At 43.0% G+C, this 20,047-nt stretch carries 22 protein-coding genes; 19 read left to right on the top strand and 3 right to left on the bottom strand.

Going from position 1 to position 20,047, the window contains the following annotated elements; translation table 11 throughout:
* The first annotated feature begins 18 nt into the window (after nucleotides 1-18).
* The 7 genes from rpsL to DS742_RS12445 all read left to right on the top strand — a co-directional run bounded on the left by rpsL (nucleotide 19) and on the right by DS742_RS12445 (nucleotide 8,216).
* Nucleotides 19-438 carry a 30S ribosomal protein S12 gene (gene rpsL, locus DS742_RS12475; protein WP_104439475.1) on the top strand — a complete coding sequence of 140 codons (420 nt, stop codon included), beginning with the start codon at nucleotides 19-21 and terminating at the stop codon, nucleotides 436-438.
* Nucleotides 439-615: 177 nt separating this feature from the next.
* The gene (gene rpsG, locus DS742_RS12470) at nucleotides 616-1,086 is read left to right on the top strand and encodes a 30S ribosomal protein S7 (RefSeq protein WP_097002557.1); all 471 of its coding nucleotides are present in this window, start codon (nucleotides 616-618) and stop codon (nucleotides 1,084-1,086) included.
* A 15-nt stretch (nucleotides 1,087-1,101) separates the two neighbouring features.
* Nucleotides 1,102-3,222 (top strand): elongation factor G, encoded by a 2,121-nt coding sequence (fusA, locus tag DS742_RS12465; protein WP_117417321.1) that lies wholly within the window; start codon nucleotides 1,102-1,104, stop codon nucleotides 3,220-3,222.
* 152 nt (nucleotides 3,223-3,374) lie between these two features.
* On the top strand, nucleotides 3,375-4,568 hold the full coding sequence (gene tuf / locus DS742_RS12460) for an elongation factor Tu (RefSeq protein ID WP_117417320.1): 1,194 nt from the start codon (nucleotides 3,375-3,377) through the stop codon (nucleotides 4,566-4,568).
* Nucleotides 4,569-4,755: 187 nt separating this feature from the next.
* Nucleotides 4,756-6,429 carry a DUF5722 domain-containing protein gene (locus DS742_RS12455; protein ID WP_117417319.1) on the top strand — a complete coding sequence of 558 codons (1,674 nt, stop codon included), beginning with the start codon at nucleotides 4,756-4,758 and terminating at the stop codon, nucleotides 6,427-6,429.
* A 171-nt stretch (nucleotides 6,430-6,600) separates the two neighbouring features.
* Nucleotides 6,601-7,386 (top strand): flagellar motor stator protein MotA, encoded by a 786-nt coding sequence (gene motA / locus DS742_RS12450; RefSeq protein WP_117417318.1) that lies wholly within the window; start codon nucleotides 6,601-6,603, stop codon nucleotides 7,384-7,386.
* Between the two features lie 11 nt (nucleotides 7,387-7,397).
* Nucleotides 7,398-8,216, top strand: coding sequence for an OmpA/MotB family protein (locus DS742_RS12445; protein ID WP_117417317.1), 819 nt, complete (start codon nucleotides 7,398-7,400; stop codon nucleotides 8,214-8,216).
* A 63-nt stretch (nucleotides 8,217-8,279) separates the two neighbouring features.
* On the opposite strand, the gene DS742_RS12440 is transcribed toward DS742_RS12445, so the two are convergent.
* Both DS742_RS12440 and DS742_RS12435 read right to left on the bottom strand, forming a co-directional pair.
* Nucleotides 8,280-9,578 (bottom strand): S8 family peptidase, encoded by a 1,299-nt coding sequence (locus DS742_RS12440; protein WP_117417316.1) that lies wholly within the window; start codon nucleotides 9,576-9,578, stop codon nucleotides 8,280-8,282.
* A 145-nt stretch (nucleotides 9,579-9,723) separates the two neighbouring features.
* The gene (locus DS742_RS12435; RefSeq protein ID WP_117417315.1) at nucleotides 9,724-10,200 is read right to left on the bottom strand and encodes a hypothetical protein; all 477 of its coding nucleotides are present in this window, start codon (nucleotides 10,198-10,200) and stop codon (nucleotides 9,724-9,726) included.
* A 174-nt stretch (nucleotides 10,201-10,374) separates the two neighbouring features.
* Between DS742_RS12435 and DS742_RS12430 the strand changes: the two genes are divergently transcribed.
* Genes DS742_RS12430 through DS742_RS12420 form a run of 3 tightly spaced genes read left to right on the top strand, consistent with a single transcriptional unit; the run spans nucleotide 10,375 to nucleotide 13,020 of the window.
* On the top strand, nucleotides 10,375-11,109 hold the full coding sequence (locus DS742_RS12430; protein WP_117417314.1) for an N-acetylmannosamine-6-phosphate 2-epimerase: 735 nt from the start codon (nucleotides 10,375-10,377) through the stop codon (nucleotides 11,107-11,109).
* Nucleotides 11,099-11,953, top strand: coding sequence for a MurR/RpiR family transcriptional regulator (locus DS742_RS12425; RefSeq protein WP_117417313.1), 855 nt, complete (start codon nucleotides 11,099-11,101; stop codon nucleotides 11,951-11,953). Before DS742_RS12430 ends, DS742_RS12425 begins: the two co-directional genes overlap by 11 nt.
* Before the next feature lie 29 nt (nucleotides 11,954-11,982).
* Nucleotides 11,983-13,020 (top strand): acyltransferase family protein, encoded by a 1,038-nt coding sequence (locus DS742_RS12420; protein ID WP_117417312.1) that lies wholly within the window; start codon nucleotides 11,983-11,985, stop codon nucleotides 13,018-13,020.
* Between the two features lie 11 nt (nucleotides 13,021-13,031).
* On the opposite strand, the gene DS742_RS12415 is transcribed toward DS742_RS12420, so the two are convergent.
* Entirely contained in the window at nucleotides 13,032-13,901 is an 870-nt protein-coding gene (locus DS742_RS12415; RefSeq protein ID WP_117417311.1) for a class I SAM-dependent methyltransferase, read from the bottom strand.
* A 192-nt stretch (nucleotides 13,902-14,093) separates the two neighbouring features.
* Here DS742_RS12415 and DS742_RS28825 point away from each other — a divergent pair, with 192 nt between their 5' ends.
* The 9 genes from DS742_RS28825 (at nucleotide 14,094) to rplV (ending at nucleotide 20,041) form a co-directional block, all read left to right on the top strand.
* The gene (locus tag DS742_RS28825; RefSeq protein ID WP_170313447.1) at nucleotides 14,094-14,270 is read left to right on the top strand and encodes a hypothetical protein; all 177 of its coding nucleotides are present in this window, start codon (nucleotides 14,094-14,096) and stop codon (nucleotides 14,268-14,270) included.
* Nucleotides 14,271-14,466: 196 nt separating this feature from the next.
* Nucleotides 14,467-15,819 (top strand): PspC-like choline-binding domain-containing protein, encoded by a 1,353-nt coding sequence (locus DS742_RS12410; RefSeq protein WP_117417310.1) that lies wholly within the window; start codon nucleotides 14,467-14,469, stop codon nucleotides 15,817-15,819.
* A 323-nt stretch (nucleotides 15,820-16,142) separates the two neighbouring features.
* Nucleotides 16,143-16,460 carry a 30S ribosomal protein S10 gene (gene rpsJ, locus DS742_RS12405; protein ID WP_013274341.1) on the top strand — a complete coding sequence of 106 codons (318 nt, stop codon included), beginning with the start codon at nucleotides 16,143-16,145 and terminating at the stop codon, nucleotides 16,458-16,460.
* Between the two features lie 209 nt (nucleotides 16,461-16,669).
* Nucleotides 16,670-17,305, top strand: coding sequence for a 50S ribosomal protein L3 (gene rplC, locus DS742_RS12400; RefSeq protein ID WP_117417309.1), 636 nt, complete (start codon nucleotides 16,670-16,672; stop codon nucleotides 17,303-17,305).
* Nucleotides 17,306-17,334: 29 nt separating this feature from the next.
* Entirely contained in the window at nucleotides 17,335-17,955 is a 621-nt protein-coding gene (gene rplD / locus DS742_RS12395) for a 50S ribosomal protein L4 (protein ID WP_117417308.1), read from the top strand.
* The gene (gene rplW, locus DS742_RS12390; RefSeq protein ID WP_117417307.1) at nucleotides 17,955-18,254 is read left to right on the top strand and encodes a 50S ribosomal protein L23; all 300 of its coding nucleotides are present in this window, start codon (nucleotides 17,955-17,957) and stop codon (nucleotides 18,252-18,254) included. The genes rplD and rplW overlap by 1 nt, the downstream gene beginning before the upstream one ends.
* A 173-nt stretch (nucleotides 18,255-18,427) precedes the next feature.
* Nucleotides 18,428-19,276: a 50S ribosomal protein L2 gene (gene rplB / locus DS742_RS12385; RefSeq protein WP_097002542.1), complete on the top strand. Its 849-nt coding sequence runs from the start codon at nucleotides 18,428-18,430 to the stop codon at nucleotides 19,274-19,276.
* A gap of 19 nt (nucleotides 19,277-19,295) precedes the next feature.
* Nucleotides 19,296-19,577 carry a 30S ribosomal protein S19 gene (rpsS, locus tag DS742_RS12380; RefSeq protein ID WP_024834874.1) on the top strand — a complete coding sequence of 94 codons (282 nt, stop codon included), beginning with the start codon at nucleotides 19,296-19,298 and terminating at the stop codon, nucleotides 19,575-19,577.
* Between the two features lie 77 nt (nucleotides 19,578-19,654).
* Entirely contained in the window at nucleotides 19,655-20,041 is a 387-nt protein-coding gene (rplV, locus tag DS742_RS12375) for a 50S ribosomal protein L22 (RefSeq protein ID WP_097002540.1), read from the top strand.
* The last annotated feature ends 6 nt before the right edge of the window (nucleotides 20,042-20,047 follow it).

Raw genomic sequence — 20,047 nt, 5'->3', positions numbered from 1 at the left:
TCACAGGAGGTGAATGGAATGCCAACATTTAACCAGTTAGTAAGAAAGGGAAGACAGACAGGCGTTAAGAAATCCACAGCACCAGCTCTGCAGAAGGGTTACAACTCTTTACAGAAGAAGGCGACTGACATTTCTGCTCCTCAGAAGAGAGGCGTTTGTACAGCAGTTAAAACTGCAACCCCTAAGAAACCTAACTCTGCTCTCAGAAAGATCGCCAGAGTTCGTCTTTCAAACGGAATCGAAGTAACAAGCTATATCCCGGGTGAGGGTCACAACCTTCAGGAGCATAGCGTTGTTTTAATTCGCGGCGGTAGAGTAAAAGATTTACCAGGTACCAGATATCATATCGTAAGAGGTACACTGGATACTGCAGGAGTAGCGAACAGAAGACAGGCTCGTTCCAAATACGGTGCTAAGAGACCTAAAGAGAAAAAATAATTAATACCACACATTTGAATTTCTAGTGCCGGACTTTAGATATTGAACCTGTAGGTTGCAGGATTATATAGATAGAAACCGAGCGCGAACGCAACTTCAATGTTTGTGAGTACCGAGGATCTAATGAATAGCTGTTTATTCGTATGAAAAGACGGCGATATTAAGGAGGGAAGTAACGTGCCACGTAAAGGACATACTCAAAAAAGAGACGTATTAGCAGACCCGCTTTACAATAACAAGGTTGTTACTAAATTAATTAACAACATTATGTTAGATGGTAAAAGAGGTGTTGCTCAGAAGATCGTATACGGTGCATTCGGCCGTATCGAAGCAAAAGCCGGCAAACCAGCCGTTGAAGTCTTCGAAGAAGCGATGAACAACATTATGCCTGTACTTGAGGTAAAGGCAAAACGTATCGGTGGAGCTACTTATCAGGTACCGATCGAAGTAAAACCAGAGAGAAGACAGGCATTGGCCCTGAGATGGATCACTCTTTACTCTCGTAAAAGAGGAGAGAAAACTCAGGAAGAGAGACTGGCAAATGAGCTCCTTGATGCTGCTAACAACACTGGTGCAGCTGTAAAGAAGAAAGAAGATATGCACAAGATGGCTGAAGCAAACAAGGCATTTGCTCACTACAGATTCTAATAGGAGGAAAAAGCTTTGGCTGGAAGAGAATATCCATTGGAAAGAACCAGAAATATTGGTATTATGGCCCACATTGATGCAGGTAAGACTACATTAACCGAGCGTATCCTCTATTATACTGGTGTAAACTACAAAATCGGTGATACTCATGAAGGTACTGCAACCATGGACTGGATGGAGCAGGAACAGGAAAGAGGTATCACAATTACTTCAGCTGCTACAACCTGCCACTGGACTATGCATGAAAACACCAAGGTAAAACCAGGTGCATTAGAGCATCGTATCAATATCATTGATACTCCAGGACACGTTGACTTTACTGTTGAAGTAGAGCGCTCCCTTCGAGTTCTCGATGGTGCAGTCGGCGTATTCTGTGCAAAGGGCGGTGTTGAACCACAGTCCGAGAACGTATGGCGTCAGGCTGATACCTACAACGTACCCCGTATGGCATTCATCAACAAGATGGATATCATGGGTGCAAACTTTTTCGGTGCAGTAGAGCAGATCAAGACCCGTCTTGGTAAGAACGCTATCTGCATCCAGCTTCCAATCGGAGCAGAAGATGAATTCAAGGGAATTATCGATCTGTTTGAGATGAAAGCATATATCTACAACGATGACAAGGGTGATGATATCTCTGTTATTGATATCCCTGAGGATATGAAAGACGATGCAGAGCTTTACCGTGCAGAGTTAGTAGAGAAGATCTGTGAATTAGATGATGATCTGATGATGCAGTTCTTAGAGGGTGAAGAGCCTTCTGTTGAAGAATTAAAGAAAGGTTTAAGAACTGCAACCTGTGAGTGCAAAGCCATTCCGGTATGCTGCGGAAGCGCATACAGAAACAAAGGCGTTCAGAAACTCCTTGATGCAATTCTTGAATTTATGCCAGCTCCTACTGACATTCCTTCTATCAAGGGTGTTGATATGGATGGCAACGAAATTGAGCGTCATTCTTCTGATGAAGAACCGTTCTCAGCACTTGCATTTAAGATTATGACTGACCCGTTCGTTGGTAAGCTTGCGTTCTTCCGTGTATACTCCGGTATTATGAATTCCGGTTCCTATGTACTGAATGCAACAAAGGGCAAAAAAGAGCGTGTCGGACGTATCCTTCAGATGCATGCGAACAAGAGAAGTGAGTTAGACAAAGTATATTCTGGTGATATCGCAGCAGCTGTTGGTTTTAAAGTTACCACAACTGGTGATACCATCTGTGATGAACAGCATCCGGTAATTCTTGAATCCATGGAATTCCCAGAGCCGGTTATCGATATCGCGATCGAGCCAAAGACCAAAGCTGGTCAGGGCAAGATGGGCGAGGCTTTGGCAAAGCTTGCTGAAGAAGATCCTACTTTCCGTGCGAAGACCAACCAGGAAACTGGCCAGGTTATCATTTCCGGTATGGGTGAGCTTCATCTTGAGATCATCGTTGACCGTCTGCTTCGTGAGTTTAATGTAGAAGCAAACGTAGGTGCTCCTCAGGTTGCTTACAAAGAAACCTTTACAAAGCCAGTTGATGTTGACAGCAAGTATGCAAAACAGTCTGGTGGACGTGGTCAGTATGGTCACTGTAAGGTTCGCTTTGAGCCTATGGATGCCAACGGCGAAGAACTGTTCAAGTTCGAGTCAGCTGTTGTCGGCGGTGCTATTCCGAAAGAGTACATTCCTGCAGTTGGGGAAGGTATTGAGGAAGCAACCAAGGCTGGTATTCTTGGCGGATTCCCTGTAGTAGGTGTAAAAGCTACTGTATACGACGGTTCCTACCATGAAGTCGATTCCAGTGAAATGGCATTCCACATTGCCGGTTCCATGGCATTTAAGGATGCGATGAACAAGGGCGGTTCCATACTTCTTGAACCGATCATGAAAGTGGAAGTAACTATGCCGGAAGAATATATGGGCGACGTTATCGGTGATATCAACTCCCGCCGTGGCCGTATCGAAGGTATGGAAGACATCGGCGGCGGTAAGATGATTAAAGCATATGTTCCGCTTTCCGAGATGTTTGGTTATTCCACAGATTTACGGTCCAGAACCCAGGGCCGCGGTAACTTCTCTATGTTCTTTGAGAAATATGAGCAGGTACCGAAGAATATCCAGGAAAAAGTTCTTACAGAGAAAAAGGGCAAATAATTCCTAACAGGTTCCACTGGATTCCGGGCTGCGAAGTCCGCCCGGAATCCCTCAAATAGGCTTGAAAATAGTGCACAAATAGCATATAATAAAAAACAGCCTAACATAAAATTAAGCTCAAAAAGAGCATAAATTAAGGAGGACGTTATAAAATGGCTAAAGCTAAGTTTGAAAGAAACAAAACCCATTGTAACATCGGTACCATCGGTCACGTTGACCACGGTAAAACAACTTTAACAGCTGCTATCACAAAGACACTTCATGAGAGATTAGGTACTGGACAGGCAGTAGCTTTCGAGAACATCGATAAGGCGCCAGAAGAGAGAGAGCGTGGTATTACTATCTCTACTTCTCACGTTGAGTATGAGACAGAGAAAAGACACTATGCACACGTTGACTGCCCAGGACATGCTGACTACGTTAAGAACATGATCACTGGTGCTGCTCAGATGGATGGAGCTATCTTAGTTGTAGCTGCTACCGATGGTGTTATGGCTCAGACAAGAGAGCACATCCTGCTTTCCCGTCAGGTAGGCGTTCCTTACATCGTAGTATTCATGAACAAGTGCGATATGGTTGACGATGCTGAGTTACTTGAGTTAGTAGACATGGAAATCCGTGAGCTGTTAAACGAGTATGAATTCCCAGGCGATGATACACCAATCATCCAGGGTTCTGCTTTAAAGGCTCTTGAAGATCCGTCTGGTCCTTGGGGCGATAAGGTTCTGGAATTAATGGCAGCAGTTGACGAGTGGATTCCTGATCCGGTTCGTGAAACAGATAAGCCATTCTTAATGCCTATCGAGGATGTTTTCTCCATCACAGGACGTGGTACTGTTGCTACAGGTAGAGTAGAGCGTGGTACATTACATGTATCTGATGAAGTTGAAATCATTGGTATCCATGAAGAGACTCGTAAAGTTGTTGTAACCGGTATCGAAATGTTCCGTAAGTTACTTGACGAAGCTCAGGCTGGTGATAACATCGGTGCATTACTTCGTGGTGTTCAGAGAACTGAAATCGAAAGAGGACAGTGTCTTGTTAAACCAGGTTCTGTAAAATGCCATAAGAAATTTACAGCACAGGTTTACGTTCTGACAAAAGATGAAGGTGGACGTCATACTCCTTTCTTCAACAACTACAGACCTCAGTTCTACTTCAGAACAACTGACGTAACAGGTGTTTGCGATTTACCAGCTGGCACAGAGATGTGTATGCCTGGCGATAACGTAGAAATGTCTGTTGAACTGATTCACCCAATCGCTATGGAGCAGGGTCTTCGTTTCGCTATTCGTGAAGGCGGACGTACAGTAGGTTCAGGTAGAGTTGCTACTATCGTTGAATAATTAAATTAAAAAGCCGAACCCTTTGTATATAAGGGTTTCGGCTTTTATAATATTCAGCAGTGAAGTCTGAATTTTCGCGCCTTAAGGTTTTATTACAAATACGTAATAAAAACGTTATTGTAAAAATGAGGGAAATTAGGTATCATTGTAGGGTATCTGATTATGACTGCATGGAGGGAATGCGAAGATGAAAAAAATTAAAATAGGCAGAGTCTTTACCGGACTTTTGGCAGCTGGATTTTTATGCTGTGCCTCTGCTTTCGTTTCGTTAGCGGATGAAGTATTTTCGGATGATCAGGCTGTGATACAGTCCTGTCTCGTTAATTCGGATTTAACCAGCGTAACAGTAAAAGTTTCTAATCATGCACCTGCTCAGGGAACTGACGGTGTACTTTATCTGGTGGAGCTTCAGCCCTATCAAAACAGTTTGGAAGGAAGAACTGATTATGCAGCAAAAGCATCTTTGGGAGATTCTGCCGCATTCACTTTTTCATTAAACCGTAATACGTTACAGGACAGGCTATACAGTAAGTTTGTTGTGGCAGTCTGGGATGGCAGCAAATACATACCTGTCAGCAAGCCTCATTATATTACCAATCCGGAGGCAGTAGCAGCAAACAAGAATAAATTTAGTGATCCACTTACAAAAAAAGGTTTGAACATTCAGCTTAATATGCTGGGAGATGCATTTGAACTGGGAGTGAAGCATGTTGCCACGAATATTTCATTCCATCAGATTCTGGGACAGGGAATTGATTATCAATATGATGGCAAGACTTATCATTTTGATACCAATGCAATTAAGAGCTATGATGATACAATCAGCGCCCTGTCAGGAAAAGGTATGACGGTAACTGCAATCATTTTGAACGGCTGGAATGATTCGGCTCCTAATCTGATTTATCCTGGGACAAAGAAGAGTTCCAAGGCATTCTATTATATGTTCAATACCGCTACGCCAGAAGGATTTGAGCAGACAAGAGCGATTGCATCGTTTCTTGCAGAACGTTATAACGGGTCCAATCCCAAGTATGGAAAGATATCCAACTGGATTATAGGAAATGAAATTAACAATCAGCAGTGGAACTATGTAGGGGCCAGGGATTTAACCAGCTATGTCCAGGCCTATCAGAATGCATTCCGTGTATTCTATACTGCAATTAAAAGCACCAGCGCCAATGACAGAGTTTATTACTCACTGGATTATAACTGGAATAATGAGATTGATAATAAACTGAAATACGGCGGTAGGCAAATAGTTGATTCGTTTAATTCCATTGCTAACGAACAGGGACAGATGGACTGGGGATTATCCTATCATCCATATCCATGCCCCATGACAGAGCCGGAATTCTGGGATGATGACAAAACCGGACTGATTAAGAATGATTTTAATTCTCCAGTTATTAATTTTAAGAATTTAACCACTTTGACTGATTATATGGCTCAGGACTGCTTGAAATCCCCTACTGGCGAGGTAAGACACATTATACTGACTGAACAGGGATTTACTGCAAAGAACCAGTCTGGAGAAGATGTTTCCCAGATACAGGCTGCAGCTTATGCTTATTCTTATTACATGGTTGACAGCAATCCTTATATTGACGCTTACATCTTAAGCCGTCAGGTTGACGCTCCGCTGGAGGTAAGAAGCGGTCTTGCCTTTGGACTTTGGGCCTGTGACATGGATAAGGGAGATGATATTGTGGCAACAAGACGGCGCAAGATCTGGCAGGTGTTCCACGATATAGATAAGAAAAAGAGTACTTTGGAAACTACTGAGTTTGCCAAATCCATAATCGGAATACAGAAATGGTCCGATGTGGTTCCCAACTTCAAATGGAAATCATTAGAGAAATAAATGTATGGCTGTCATGAATATTCATGGCAGCTTTTTTCTTTATTCGAATTTTAACAATTATGAAACACAAGATTGGCGTCAAATATATTATACTATAACGGGTTGGACACAAAAGTATTGCCAGATCCTGACATACAAACCACTTATAAATGAAAACTCAAAGGAGAAAATATGGAGATAACTACCATACTTGGCGTTATAGTCGGTATTATTGCTGTTGTAGGTGCCATGATTTTTAAGCACATTAATTTTTCTGTTCTTTTGAATCCTGCAGCATTTTTTGTTATTATTGTGGGTACCGTTGCCACTATTTTAAATTCATTTCCGGGAGAGAATATCAAAGCGATCGGATCTCTGTTCAGGATTCTTTTTACAAAGCAAAAGGGGCAGTCAGAAGCTGAAATGATAGAACTGATGTATGATTTATCAAAGAAAGCGCGTTCTGAAGGGCTTTTATCTCTGGAGGCAAAGGCAGAAGAGCTTGAGGATCCATTTCTGAAAAAAGGAATTCGTCTGCTTGTTGATGGAACAGGGGAAGATGCGATCGAAGAAATTCTGGAAACTGAAATCAGCGCCATGGAAAAGCGCCATGAAATCAATGCCAGCATCTTTTCATCCGCTGGTACCTATGCTCCTACCCTGGGTGTTCTGGGTGCAGTTTTTGGTCTGATTGCTGCCATGTCCTCAATCAATGATACGGAAAGAATGGCGGAAGCGATTGCTGCCGCATTTATCGCAACCATCCTTGGTATTTTTACCGGCTATGTATTATGGAATCCATTTGCAAAAAAACTGAAGGTAAAAAGCCGGCAGGAAGTTATGGCAAAAGAAATTATCCTAAAAGGGATTATCTCCATGCAGCATGGAGATTCACCTTTTGTGCTCAGGGAGAAGTTACTGGCTTCTCTTCCTAAATATAAGCAGAAAAAGATTGAAGAGCAGAATAAGAAGGAATAAGGTGATTACATATGTCAAAAAAGAGAGAGCAGGTACATCAGGAAGAGGAAGCCGGAGAGGCATGGCTTCTGCCGTATTCAGATTTGATGACATTGCTGCTGGCAGTTTTCATCGTCCTTTTTGCCGTTAGTAAGATTGATGCTCAAAAAGCACAGCAGATATCTCAGGTATTTTCCTCTTCCATGATGAATAACGATTATACGGGTCATGGTTCCGGTTCGGGTTCCGGAACGGGGGGATCGGGACCTCTTGTGAACAGCACAACATCTGAGGCTGCTCCGGTGGGCGGACCACTAAATATTGAGACTGATAGCGAGCTGGAAAGTTATTTGGGTGAATATGAACTTAAAAAGCTGGAAACCCTGAAGAATGAAATTGATACGAGACTACATGATGAAGGTATTGACCAGTCCGTATCAACAATGATTGATATGAGAGGCCTTGTCATCAGACTGAATAACGCCATTCTTTTTGATTCTGGCAGTGCAGATATAAAAAAACAGAGCGAGGATACTTTAATTGAAGTGGCCAGTCTGTTAAATACGGTTGACAACTTTATACGTATTGAGGGTCATACAGATAATGTACCTATCCGCCGAAGTGCTTATCCGTCTAACTGGGAGCTGTCTACTGCAAGAGCTGTGAATGTTGTTAAGTTCTTCATCAATAAATGTAATTATCCACCTAATAAGCTGATTGCAGTGGGTTACGGTGAATTTAAACCTGTTGCAGATAATACAACAACTGAGGGAAGAACAAAAAACCGACGCATTGATATTATAATTCTTAGTTCAAAATACAATCACCTGGAAGAGCCGCTTGTTAAATAGTAAATCTAATCTGCTATTGGTTATAAAAAAACTGCACAGCTTATCACTGCGCAGTTTTTTAAATTAATGCCAGTTCAGGGCACTGAACGCATCCAGCAGACCTCCGCTTGCAACTTTGCCTGAAAGTGTATCCATCTTTCGGCTGGAGTTTAAGATGATACTTTTTACGTCAGCCAGGCTTATATCAGTCCGGTAGGAATAGAGCATGGCTGCAACACCTGTCACCATAGGAGCAGCCATGGAAGTTCCGCTCATATATCCATAGGAATTATCTGGAATTGTACTTAGTATATAAGTTCCGGGAGCAGCGATATCCACGCTTGCAGCTCCATAGTTGGAATCCTTGCTCAACGTTCCGTCAAACAGGATGTTTGCCACAGATATAATGTTGTCATATGGAAGGGAGGCAGGGTACACCGGATATACATCCGTATTATACCCAAGACCAGATACCCCTCCGTTGCCGCAGGAAACAACAAAAAGCATTTTGGAATTCTTGATTGTCTGGGCAAGTTCTTCACTATATCCCGTTGTTCCCATACTTAAATTACAGATAGAAGCCCCTTTTTCTTCTGCATAGTGGATGGCTTTAATAACGGCGGCGGGAGAACCCACTCCTTCTTTTCCTCCCAGTGCTTTTAACGGCATGATTTTTACGTAGTTATTATCCGTAATGCCGGCTATTCCATGGGCGCCTCTGGCTGCACTGATGGTTCCGGCTGCATGGGTGCCGTGACTGTCCTCGCTTCCGGAGAAGAGCTTATTATTATTTGAATAGAAATTCCAGCCATGAATATCATCTACATAACCATTGCCATCGTTGTCCATGCCGTCTCCGTCTGTCTCACCCGGGTTAGTCCAAATGGCATTACGCAGCTCCTGATGGTTGATATCAATACCTGTGTCAATGATTGCAACTATAACGGATCGTTTGTTTTGAGCCTGATCGTAGAGAGTCCAGGCAGGCTGAATGTCAATGTCCACACCTGGAACTGCATGGGTAACTTTTGCTTCGTAGTTGCCGGGACCTGGCTTGGGAATAGTCAGACCGCCTCCGCTGTTGACTTCGCTATATAGATTATCTACATACTTAAATTTCTGCTCCAGTTCGATGAGACGAAATTCCCCATCATTTTTCAGACCCCACTGATAAGTGGAAAATTCGTCAGACGGAGAGAGATTGTTCAGTCCTGGTCCCAGTGCCATAACATGTAAGTCTTGTCCCTGATCTTTTGAAAATATATGAAGCGGTTCATCAGATGCGTCTGATCTGCCGTCCGTTAACTGGGGATTCATCCAGAGTGAATACCCTGCAAAGAGTATTGCGAGGGACAGGCATGCAGCGCGGATTATCTTTTTCATGATTTTTTACTCCTTATAAAATAAACTATCTTTGCGATTTCCTTATTATATCATAAACCCTACGCTGTTTGCTGGAAAATTATGTGAAAATAATATTAATTTTTATTATGAAACAGCCCGGCACAATGCCAGGCTGATAATTGAATCATTCCTCATCTTCTATTTCAGGATCTTCTGCATGCGTACTGCTGCTTTTCTGATTATTTTCAGCCTCTTTTGCAGCGGCCCGTCTCGCCAGCTCTGCATTGGCCTCTGCCTGTGTGATGGTCCCTTCATCAACAAGTGTACTGATTTCTTCTTCTGTCAGGCTGGTTAAAACCGTAGTAGTCTTTGTGCTGTCCGTAGAAGAAGTTTCCGAAACTGTGGAATCCACTGGTGAAGGCGGTGCCTGCATTTTCTGCTGATATGCTCTTCCTTCAGGACTGATCTCCAGCGTATCAATACTTTGAGATGTGCTTTGAACTGTGGCTTCAAAGGTCTTATCTGTTACAGTTCCCGCCGCTGTGATCTGTGCACTTTCTGCGTCTGCCAGTTCCACCGCCTTTTTATCCTTTTCCTTTTGCAGTTGAAGCTGCTGCAGCTGGTCATAGGACGATGAACCGGATACTCCTGATAGTTCCATTCTCAATTCCTCCTTTGTGTAGAATATACCAGAAGTATAACACTTACATGTGTTCACTTACTGAAAATAACCTGAAAGAATAAATAAAAATACACCGGTCTCTTACCGCTTTTTATTGAAATATCTTTTTCATTTGTGATATGATTACTTTGGTTAGAAAAGGAGGAAGGGGAAATGGATAAAGCAGTATACAGCCTGTTGGCAGGGGGACTGATCGTATCATGCCAGGCGCTGCCGGAAGAGCCTCTTTTCAGTTCTTATATTATGTCCCGTATGGCATATGCAGCCATGGAAGGGGGAGCGGCTGGTATCCGTGCCAACTCCATATCTGATATACATGAAATAAAGAATACGGTGGATTTGCCAATAATAGGCATTATAAAACAGAAATACAAAGGTTTTGAGACAGTTATTACCCCAACCATCACAGAAGTGACAGCTTTGGTTTCAGAGGGGGTAGACATTATTGCCCTGGACTGTACACGAAGACTACATCCGGATGGACATAAGCTGGAAGATTTTATTATGGAGATCAGATCAAAATTTCCGGATCAGCTTTTCATGGCTGATTGTTCCATTTACGAGGAAGGGATGCTTGCTGCCCGTTTAGGAATTGATTTTATAGGAACGACCTTAAGCGGTTATACCCATTACACCAGGAATGCGGTTCTTCCGAATCTGGAACTGATAAAACGGCTTTCTTCGGACAGCGGGAAACCCGTAATTGCAGAAGGCGGTATTAAAACTCCTGAACAGCTGAAAGAAGCATTCAAAGCGGGCGCATGGGCGGCAGTGGTTGGAAGCGCCATTACAAGGCCAAGAGAGATAACCCGTGATTTTATAACCGGTGCAAAGTGCCGCACTGGAGGAAAAACAGATAAAAGGGAGAGACAAAGTGATGAAAGGTGATTTTTTAACCAGGATTCGTGCAGAATATAATCAGTTTACAAAGGCTGAGAGAAAAGTGGCGGATTACATTCTTCAAAATTACAGAGAGGTGTTGTTTATGTCAATTACTGATCTGGCAGAAGCATGTGAAGTGGGAGATACCAGCGTATTTCGCTTTTGTAAGACTTTGGAACTGAAAGGGTATCAGGAATTTAAGATGCAGCTGTCTTTAAGTCTGCATGATGAAACTACCGGGCAGGGGCGTTTAGAGGGAGATATCAGCCTTAAGGATTCTTTTGCAGAGGTATCAAGGAAAGTGCTCAATACGAATATGAGTGCACTTGAAGAGACTTATTCGTTGCTGAATGAGGAAAGCTTTGACCGTGTAATCCGGTATCTTCATGACGCAAAGAGAATTTGCTTCTTTGGAGTGGGAGCCAGCATGCTTTCTGCCATGAAGGCTGCTAACAAGTTTTTAAGGATTGAACCCAAGGTATCCTGTGTATCTGATTCCCACATGCAGGCAATGGTAGCTTCCATGATGGGAGAAGGAGAAGCGGCGGTTATATTTTCCTATTCAGGTGCAACAAAGGATACCATTCATGTAGCAGAGCTTGCAAAGAAAGCAGGAGCTGCCACCATCTGTATCACCCGGTTTGTAAAGTCACCTCTTACTTCCTTTTCCGATGTAACCCTGCTTTGCGGAGCCAATGAAGGACCTTTGCAGGGAGGGTCTACATCCTCGGAGATCAGCCAGCTTTTTTTGATTGATTTAATGTATACGGAATATTACAGAAGGTATTTTGAAACCTGTAATCAGGTCAATGAAAGGGTATCTTCGTCTGTACTGGATAAAATGTGCTGATAAGAATGCAGGAAGGAGAGGAGAACCCAATGGAAGAAAAATATTTTCGTAACAAGGTAATCTGGTTTACATTTCTATACAGTATTCTTGTAATCTGGGTTCATTCTTATAATGCAGTTTTGTTTCTGGGAAAGACCGGAATGGCTTACCGGGTGGATATGCTGGAGCGTTTCTGGGGGGACACAGTGGCCCAGATTGCAGTTCCTGGATTCTTTTTAATATCTTCCTATTTATTTTTTCGGGGATTTACAATGGAAAAGTTATGGGTCAAATGGAATTCCAGAATCCGCAGCATTCTGGTTCCTTATATTATGTGGAACCTTCTTTACTATCTGGGATATGTGATCGGCAGCCGGATTCCCTTTCTCTCCAGGGTAATCGGCAAAGGAAGAATTCCCTTTAACTTTCAGGAAGCAGCGCAGGCAGTGCTTCATTATTCCTATAATTATGTATTCTGGTATTTAAATCAGCTGATCCTTCTTGTTCTGCTGGCACCGGTGATATACATGGCTGTAAGAAAAAAAGGAATTGGCAGGCTTTTGCTTGTGGGGATTCTTGCGGCAATTTATATGGGAGGTGCACTTCCGTTTTTAAATCTGGATGCTTTGTTATATTATAGCTTTGGTGCATATGCAGCGATTCATGGAAAAGATATTACAGAAAAATCTTTTAGCAGGAAGCAAATTGCGGCGGGAGCCGTTCTTTTTCTTGCGGCCTGTCTGGCCAAGAACATAGATATTCCTGGTAATGTGAAGGGAGAAATTGCTGCCTCTACGGTATGCTTCAGGTTCCTGATGCCTGTAAGTCTGTGGCTCATGGTTCCCGGAAGATACTTAAAAGAGGCTAATGACTGGATGAAACAGAATTTTTTTCTGTATGCCACACATTTTTCTGTGGTGCGGTTAATCAATAAAACGGGAGCATTGCTGCTCCCGCCGATTCCTGCTGTAACCATTGGCCTGTATATCATTATGCCGGTTTTTTGTATTCTTGTCAGCTGTACCACCAGCTTCTTTCTAAGAAAATTTCTGCCTCCGGTCTGGTGCCTGTTTAATGGAGGACGTTGATTCTGCCTATTCTAGGTGCGGTCAGCAGACCATCTTCCGGAAGCTCCGCATGGGAGAATAAGCCCGGAGCTTTTCACTGGAAGTCCCACTTCATCGGACAAAACGCTTCCGCCGAATTTCTTTGTGATCTCTGTGGAAATCATATAGGACAGTACCGATGGAGCCAGCCCGGTAGTATAGGAGTTGATAAGGAAGAATAAAGGAGTATCGGACAAAAGCTGGGAACAGAGCTTTACGAACGGATAGATGGAATCTTCTATCTTCCAGATCTCCCCTTTTGGCCCTCTGCCATAAGACGGAGGATCCATAATAATCGCATCATAATGATTGCCTCTTCTGATTTCCCGTTCAACGAATTTAACACAGTCATCAACAATCCATCGGATGGAAGCAGATTCAAGGCCCGATGAGCGGGCGTTTTCCTTGGCCCATCCAACCATACCCTTAGAAGCATCCACATGGGTAACAACAGCCCCTGCCTTAGCAGCTGCAAGAGTAGCTCCACCGGTATATGCAAATAAATTCAGCACTTTTACAGGCTGTCCTGCACTCTTTATTTTATCACCGAACCAATCCCAGTTGGCTGCCTGTTCCGGAAAAAGTCCTGTATGCTTAAAGCTGAAGGGCTTCAGCTGAAATGTCAATTCTTTATAGCTGATGGTCCATTGTTCCGGCAGATGAAAGAATTCCCATTCTCCTCCGCCTTTTGCACTGCGGTGGTAATGACCGTTCATCTTTGTCCAGCCTGGTTCCTTTTTGGGAGTGGACCAGATGACCTGAGGATCCGGACGAACCAGGAGGTAATTCCCCCACCGCTCTAATTTTTCACCCTCTGAACAATCTATTACTTCATAATCTTTCCAGCCGTCTGCAATCCACATACTTGATGCCGCCTTTCTTTCTATATAAATACATTTATCTATCTTCATGATTCTATGATTATACTGGATGGAGCTTTTAGCGTCAAGGTGATTCACACCTTGTCTGCTGGTTCTATATATTATAGTATAATGTTAAGCAAAGAGGTGTAAGACTTATGGGCTGTTTCCGGATGGGATTTTCCTTCGGCTGTTTTGGATGCAATTACTGGTGCAACTGGCGGGGCTGTAACGGCTGCGGCTGGATCTGCAGCAACGGCTGCAACAGGCGCTGCTATAACCGCTCAGGATGCTGCAGAAGGTGCGGATCAAGCTGCGGGCGTGGAAATTGCTGCAGGAGAAATAACTGCTGCAGATAGACATTTTAAATAGATCAGTAAGACAGGAAATGCCGGTATGGCTGGTTCTAAGCCCATACCGGCATTGCTTATTTCTGTCAAACCAGACGTATCTATAAGACGGCAATAATTTTGTAATAGAATTGAAAGATTAAAACAGTTGAATAATCTGAGATTAATTGTTAAAATAAATTATAGTAAAAAAGGAAATCCCTGTAAGGAGTGAAGATATGAAAAGAAAAGGTCTCATTGTACTGGCAGCAGTTGCCGTACTGACAGTCGGAGCGGCATCTTTGGACGCCTGGGCGGCCGAGGGGTGGTCGCAGTCAGGAAGCACCTGGGTGTACTATGATTCAAGCGGTGGCAAAGTAAGCAACACCTGGAAAAAGGGTGCAGATAATTTGTGGAGATATTTAGGCAGCAATGGTGAGATGGCAGTTAATACCTGGGTTGAGAACACTTATTATATGGATTCCAATGGAATTCTCGTAACGGATAAATGGATGAAGTTTAAGGACTCCAGCAGCAATGAGTATAAGTGGTATTATTTCGGCAGCAGCGGAAAAGCGATTATGGACAACTGGTCTAAGATCGACAATAAGTGGTACTACTTTGATTCCAACGGCGAGATGCAGACAGGCTGGATCCTTGATGACATGTATTATACCGGGGCAGACGGAGTTATGAAGACAGGCTGGCAGAAGCTTTATCCGCCGGACATCAGCGACGAAGGCCGGGTTACACCCGGAGATACAGATGACGGAAAAAACTGGTACTATTTTAATGATAATGGTAAGAAGTATGTGCCAAAAGATTTCTCGGGAGATTATGGCACTTACAGGATTGACGGGATTGCTTACTGTTTCGATGACAAGGGCGCACTTCAGACAGGCTGGAAGAAAGTCGGAGTTGACAATGCAGAATATGAGATCCAGAATTACAAATATTATGATCCCAATGGAAAGCTGCGGGAAGGCTGGTATTCCACAGAGCCCCCTCAGGATATAAGCGGATATGAGGAGAGCGTGGAGTGGTTTTATTTTTCCAGTTCAGGAATTCCCAAAGCCGGTCCGAAAGAGGGAGAGGCCAGTACCTCCAATCTGATTAAAATCAAGGACAAAACATATCTGTTTAATGAACTGGGGGTTCCTGTCTATGGACTTCAGAAACTCAAAATAGGCAGCAGTTCTGAGTATACGGCCTTTTATTTCGGAGATAAAAAGACCAGCAGCATGCAGAAGGGAAGAGTTAAGGTATCAGAAGGTGATGGAAATGAATCCACCTATTATTTCAGTGACAGCGGCAGAGGTTATACTGGAGTGAAAGATGGTTATCTCTATTACATGGGAAAGCTTCAGTGCGCAGATGAGGGTTCCAAATATGAACCAATCGCCATTCCAACCGGCAGTACCAGAACAACTTATGTTGTGAATACATCAGGTAAGGTTTCCAAGAGTACAACTGTAAAAAGTGCAGATGGTGTAAAATATAAGACAGGCAGCAATGGAACCCTGTTAAAAGTAGATGAAGAAAATCCATCTGGGAATGAAGGAAAAGAGCCTACTGAGCCAGCCTGGAAGTAAAAAAATCTATAAGAAGCGCAGAATCTGAAAAAAACAGATTTTGCGTTTTTTTTTTGAAAAAAGTACTTGCATTACCATGGAAAATATGGTATTCTGTTAAGGCTGTGGCATGATAGCTGTGAAACGTGAGGTTGCTGCTGAAAAGCAGGTTTTCCGTGGAGCGAATGTCAAGTTAGGAAACTGGCGACAAGTCACTGTACAATTTAAAATTCTGTTTGTTTCAAACAGATAGTCAGTGTGGGTCTTGAATGACACACACGGGAACGTGTACAGTCACCGCTTGTCGTACTTCTACTAAGTGCGAAAAGGAGGCGACTTTTTTTATGGCAAGTCAAGTAATGAGAATCACATTAAAGGCGTATGATCATCAGTTAGTTGATCAGTCTGCAGGCAAAATCATCGACACTGTAAAAAAGACAGGATCAAAAGTGAGCGGACCGGTGCCGTTACCAACTAAGAAGGAAGTGGTAACTATCTTAAGAGCGGTTCACAAGTACAAAGATTCCAGAGAGCAGTTCGAGCAGAGAACGCATAAGAGACTCATCGATATCATTACACCAAGCCAAAAAACTGTTGATGCATTATCCAGACTGGAAATGCCGGCAGGGGTGTATATCGATATCAAGATGAAGAACAAATAATCTTCATCGCAAGAAACAATTTAGGTAAGGTCCTGAAGGGTTTTAATATAGAAGCAACACTTTTTCCTCTAAGGAATCAACATCTCCGGGAGCGGAAGCATTTACTCATAAGGCGGCCGCGGGAGTCATAGTGTTCCACGTATATTGGACTGTTCTAGGATGATTGCGAAAGCAATCCGCTGTAGAATTAACAACCAGGAGGTAAAAACATGAAGAAGGGTATTTTAGCTACCAAAGTCGGAATGACACAGATCTTCAATGAAAACGGAGTATTAACTCCAGTAACAGTTCTTCAGGCTGGTCCTTGTGTAGTAACACAGGTTAAGACAGTTGAGAATGATGGTTACAATGCAGTACAGGTTGGTTATGTTGATAAGAGAGAAAAACTCGTCAGCAAACCATTAAAAGGCCATTTTAATAAGGCTGGTGTATCTTACAAGAGATTTGTAAGAGAATTTAAGTTCGAGAATGCTTCTGAGTATTTTGTAAAAGATGAAATCAAAGCAGAAGTCTTCGCTGCAGGCGATAAGATTGATGCAACCGCAATCTCCAAAGGTAAAGGTTTCCAGGGTGCTATTAAGAGACACGGACAGTCCAGAGGACCTATGGCTCACGGTTCCAAGTTCCATCGTCATGCAGGTTCCAATGGTGCATGTTCTGATCCGAGCAAGGTATTCAAGGGCAAAAAGATGCCTGGACAGATGGGTAACAAGAAGGTAACAATCCAGAACCTTGAAATTGTAAGAGTTGATGCAGAAAACAATTTAATTTTGGTAAAGGGTGCGATACCAGGACCTAAGAAGTCTTTAGTAACAATCAAGGAAACAGTAAAAGCAGCTAACTAATGCTTTTATAAGAAAGGAGGATTACACAGATGGCAAACGTATCTGTTTACAATATGGAAGGTAAAGAAGTTGGCACATTAGAGTTAAGCGATGCAGTGTTTGGTGTAGAAGTTAATGAACACCTTGTACACATGGCAGTCGTAAGCCAGCTTGCAAATAAGCGCCAGGGAACACAGAAGGCTAAAACACGCGCTGAAGTATCCGGCGGCGGTAGAAAACCGTGGAAACAGAAAGGAACCGGTCATGCCAGACAGGGTTCAACAAGATCTCCTCAGTGGACAGGCGGCGGAGTTGTATTCGCACCAACACCAAGAGATTATACAATCAGACTGAACAAGAAGGAAAAGAGACTTGCTCTTAAATCCGCACTGACCAGCAGAGTGAACGACAATAAGTTCATCGTTGTTGACGAGTTGAAGTTTGATGAGATCAAGACAAAGAAATTCCAGGCTGTATTAGACAACTTAAAGGTATCCAAAGCTCTTGTAGTTGTTGGAGATGACAGCACTAACACAGTAATGAGCGCAAGAAACATCGCTGCTGTTAAGACTGCTTTTGTTAACACAATCAATGTATACGATATCTTAAAGTATAACACAGTTGTTGCTACCAAGACTGCTGTTGCAGCAATCGAGGAGGTGTACGCATAATGGCAGATATTAAATACTACGACGTGATTCAGAAACCAATCGTAACTGAGAAGAGCATGAACGCTATGGCGTCCAAAAAGTACACATTTTTAGTGCACACAGATGCGAACAAGACGATGATCAAGGAAGCTGTTGAAAAGATGTTCCCAGGCACTAAGGTAGCCAGCGTGAACACCATGAACTTAGATGGAAAGACCAAAAGAAGAGGAACAACCTTCGGTAAGACAGCTAAGACCAAAAAAGCAATTGTTCAGTTAACAGCTGACAGCAAAGACATCGAGATTTTCGAAGGACTGTAAGATCGGAACGCTTGGCATGAAGTGATTCGGGCCCGGCGTCAACGATTTTCAGTTTCCTGAGTGATGAACATTATATCACAATAAACAAGATACGCCAGGTGGCGTTGAAACACCATACTGGTATACCTTGATGTCCAAAAGGTGTGGACTAGAAATTAGAAAGGAGAAACAAAATGGGAATCAAAAAGTATAACCCATATACCCCTTCCAGAAGACAAATGACCGGATCTGATTTCAGCGAAATCACAAAGTCAACTCCTGAGAAATCCTTAATCAGCAAAACTATTAAGAAAACAGCCGGCCGTAATAACCAGGGTAAAATTACTGTCAGACATCGCGGAGGCGGCGTTAAAAGAAAATATAGAATCATTGACTTTAAGAGAAACAGCAAGGACGGCATTGCAGCAACTGTCATCGGTGTTGAATACGATCCGAACAGAACTGCTAATATCGCACTGATCAGCTATGTAGATGGAACAAAGGCTTATATCCTTGCTCCAGCTGGTTTAACAGACGGAATGACTGTTATGAGCGGCGAGACTGCAGAAGCAAGAGTAGGTAACTGCCTTCCATTAAGCAAGATCCCGGTTGGTGCTCAGGTTCATAACATTGAGCTTTATCCAGGAAAAGGCGGACAGCTGGTTCGTTCTGCTGGTAACAGCGCACAGTTAATGGCGAAAGAAGGAAAATATGCAACTCTTCGTTTACCTTCCGGCGAAATGAGAATGGTTCCAATCAACTGCAGAGCTACGATCGGTGTTGTAGGTAATGGTGATCATAACCTGATCAATATCGGTAAAGCTGGTAGAAAACGTCACATGGGATTCCGTCCTACAGTTCGCGGTTCCGTTATGAACCCGAATGACCATCCACACGGTGGTGGTGAAGGTAAGACTGGTATCGGACGTCCAGGTCCATCTACACCATGGGGCAAACCGGCACTTGGCTTAAAGACAAGAAAGAAAAACAAGCAGTCTAACAGATTAATCGTTAGAAGAAGAGATGGAAAGACCGTTAAATAAATGAAGGAGGTTAGAACCTATGGCTCGCTCACTTAAAAAAGGACCATTTGCAGATGCTCATTTACTGAAAAAAGTAGATGCTATGAACGCAGCAGGACAGAAGCAGGTAATTAAGACTTGGTCTCGCCGTTCTACAATCTTCCCGCAGATGGTTGGACATACAATTGCAGTTCATGATGGCAGAAAACACGTTCCGGTATATGTTACAGAGGATATGGTTGGACATAAACTGGGTGAATTCGTTGCTACCAGAACTTACAGAGGACATGGAAAAGACGAGAAGAAATCAGGTCGTAAGTAATAGAGAAGCAGACACCCTGCGGGTTTTCTTATTTGAGAATTTCCAAAGGGCGTTAAAGTTGAAAGGAGGATTCACCAATGGCTAAGGGACATAGAAGCCAGATTAAGAGAGAGAGAAATGCCCAGAAGGACACAAGACCATCAGCAAAGTTATCCTATGCTAGGGTTTCAGTTCAGAAGGCATGCTTTGTATTAGATGCCATCAGAGGCAAAGATGCTGTTTCAGCACTTGGTATTGTAACTTACAATCCCAGATATGCTTCTACTTTAATAGAGAAGTTATTAAAATCAGCAATCGCTAATGCTGAGAACAATAACGGTATGGACCCGGCAAAACTTTATGTAGAAGAGTGTTTTGCAAACAAGGGACCGACAATGAAGAGAGTAAAACCAAGAGCACAGGGCCGCGCTTACAGAATCGAAAAGAGAATGAGCCACATCACCATCGTGCTTAATGAAAGATAAGGAGGC

It is taken from the genome of Lacrimispora amygdalina (assembly GCF_003432035.1).
Lineage (GTDB): Bacteria > Bacillota > Clostridia > Lachnospirales > Lachnospiraceae > Lacrimispora > Lacrimispora amygdalina.
The sequence above is the reverse complement of the archived record's forward strand: the minus strand, read 5'-3'. Positions and strand labels throughout refer to the sequence as shown.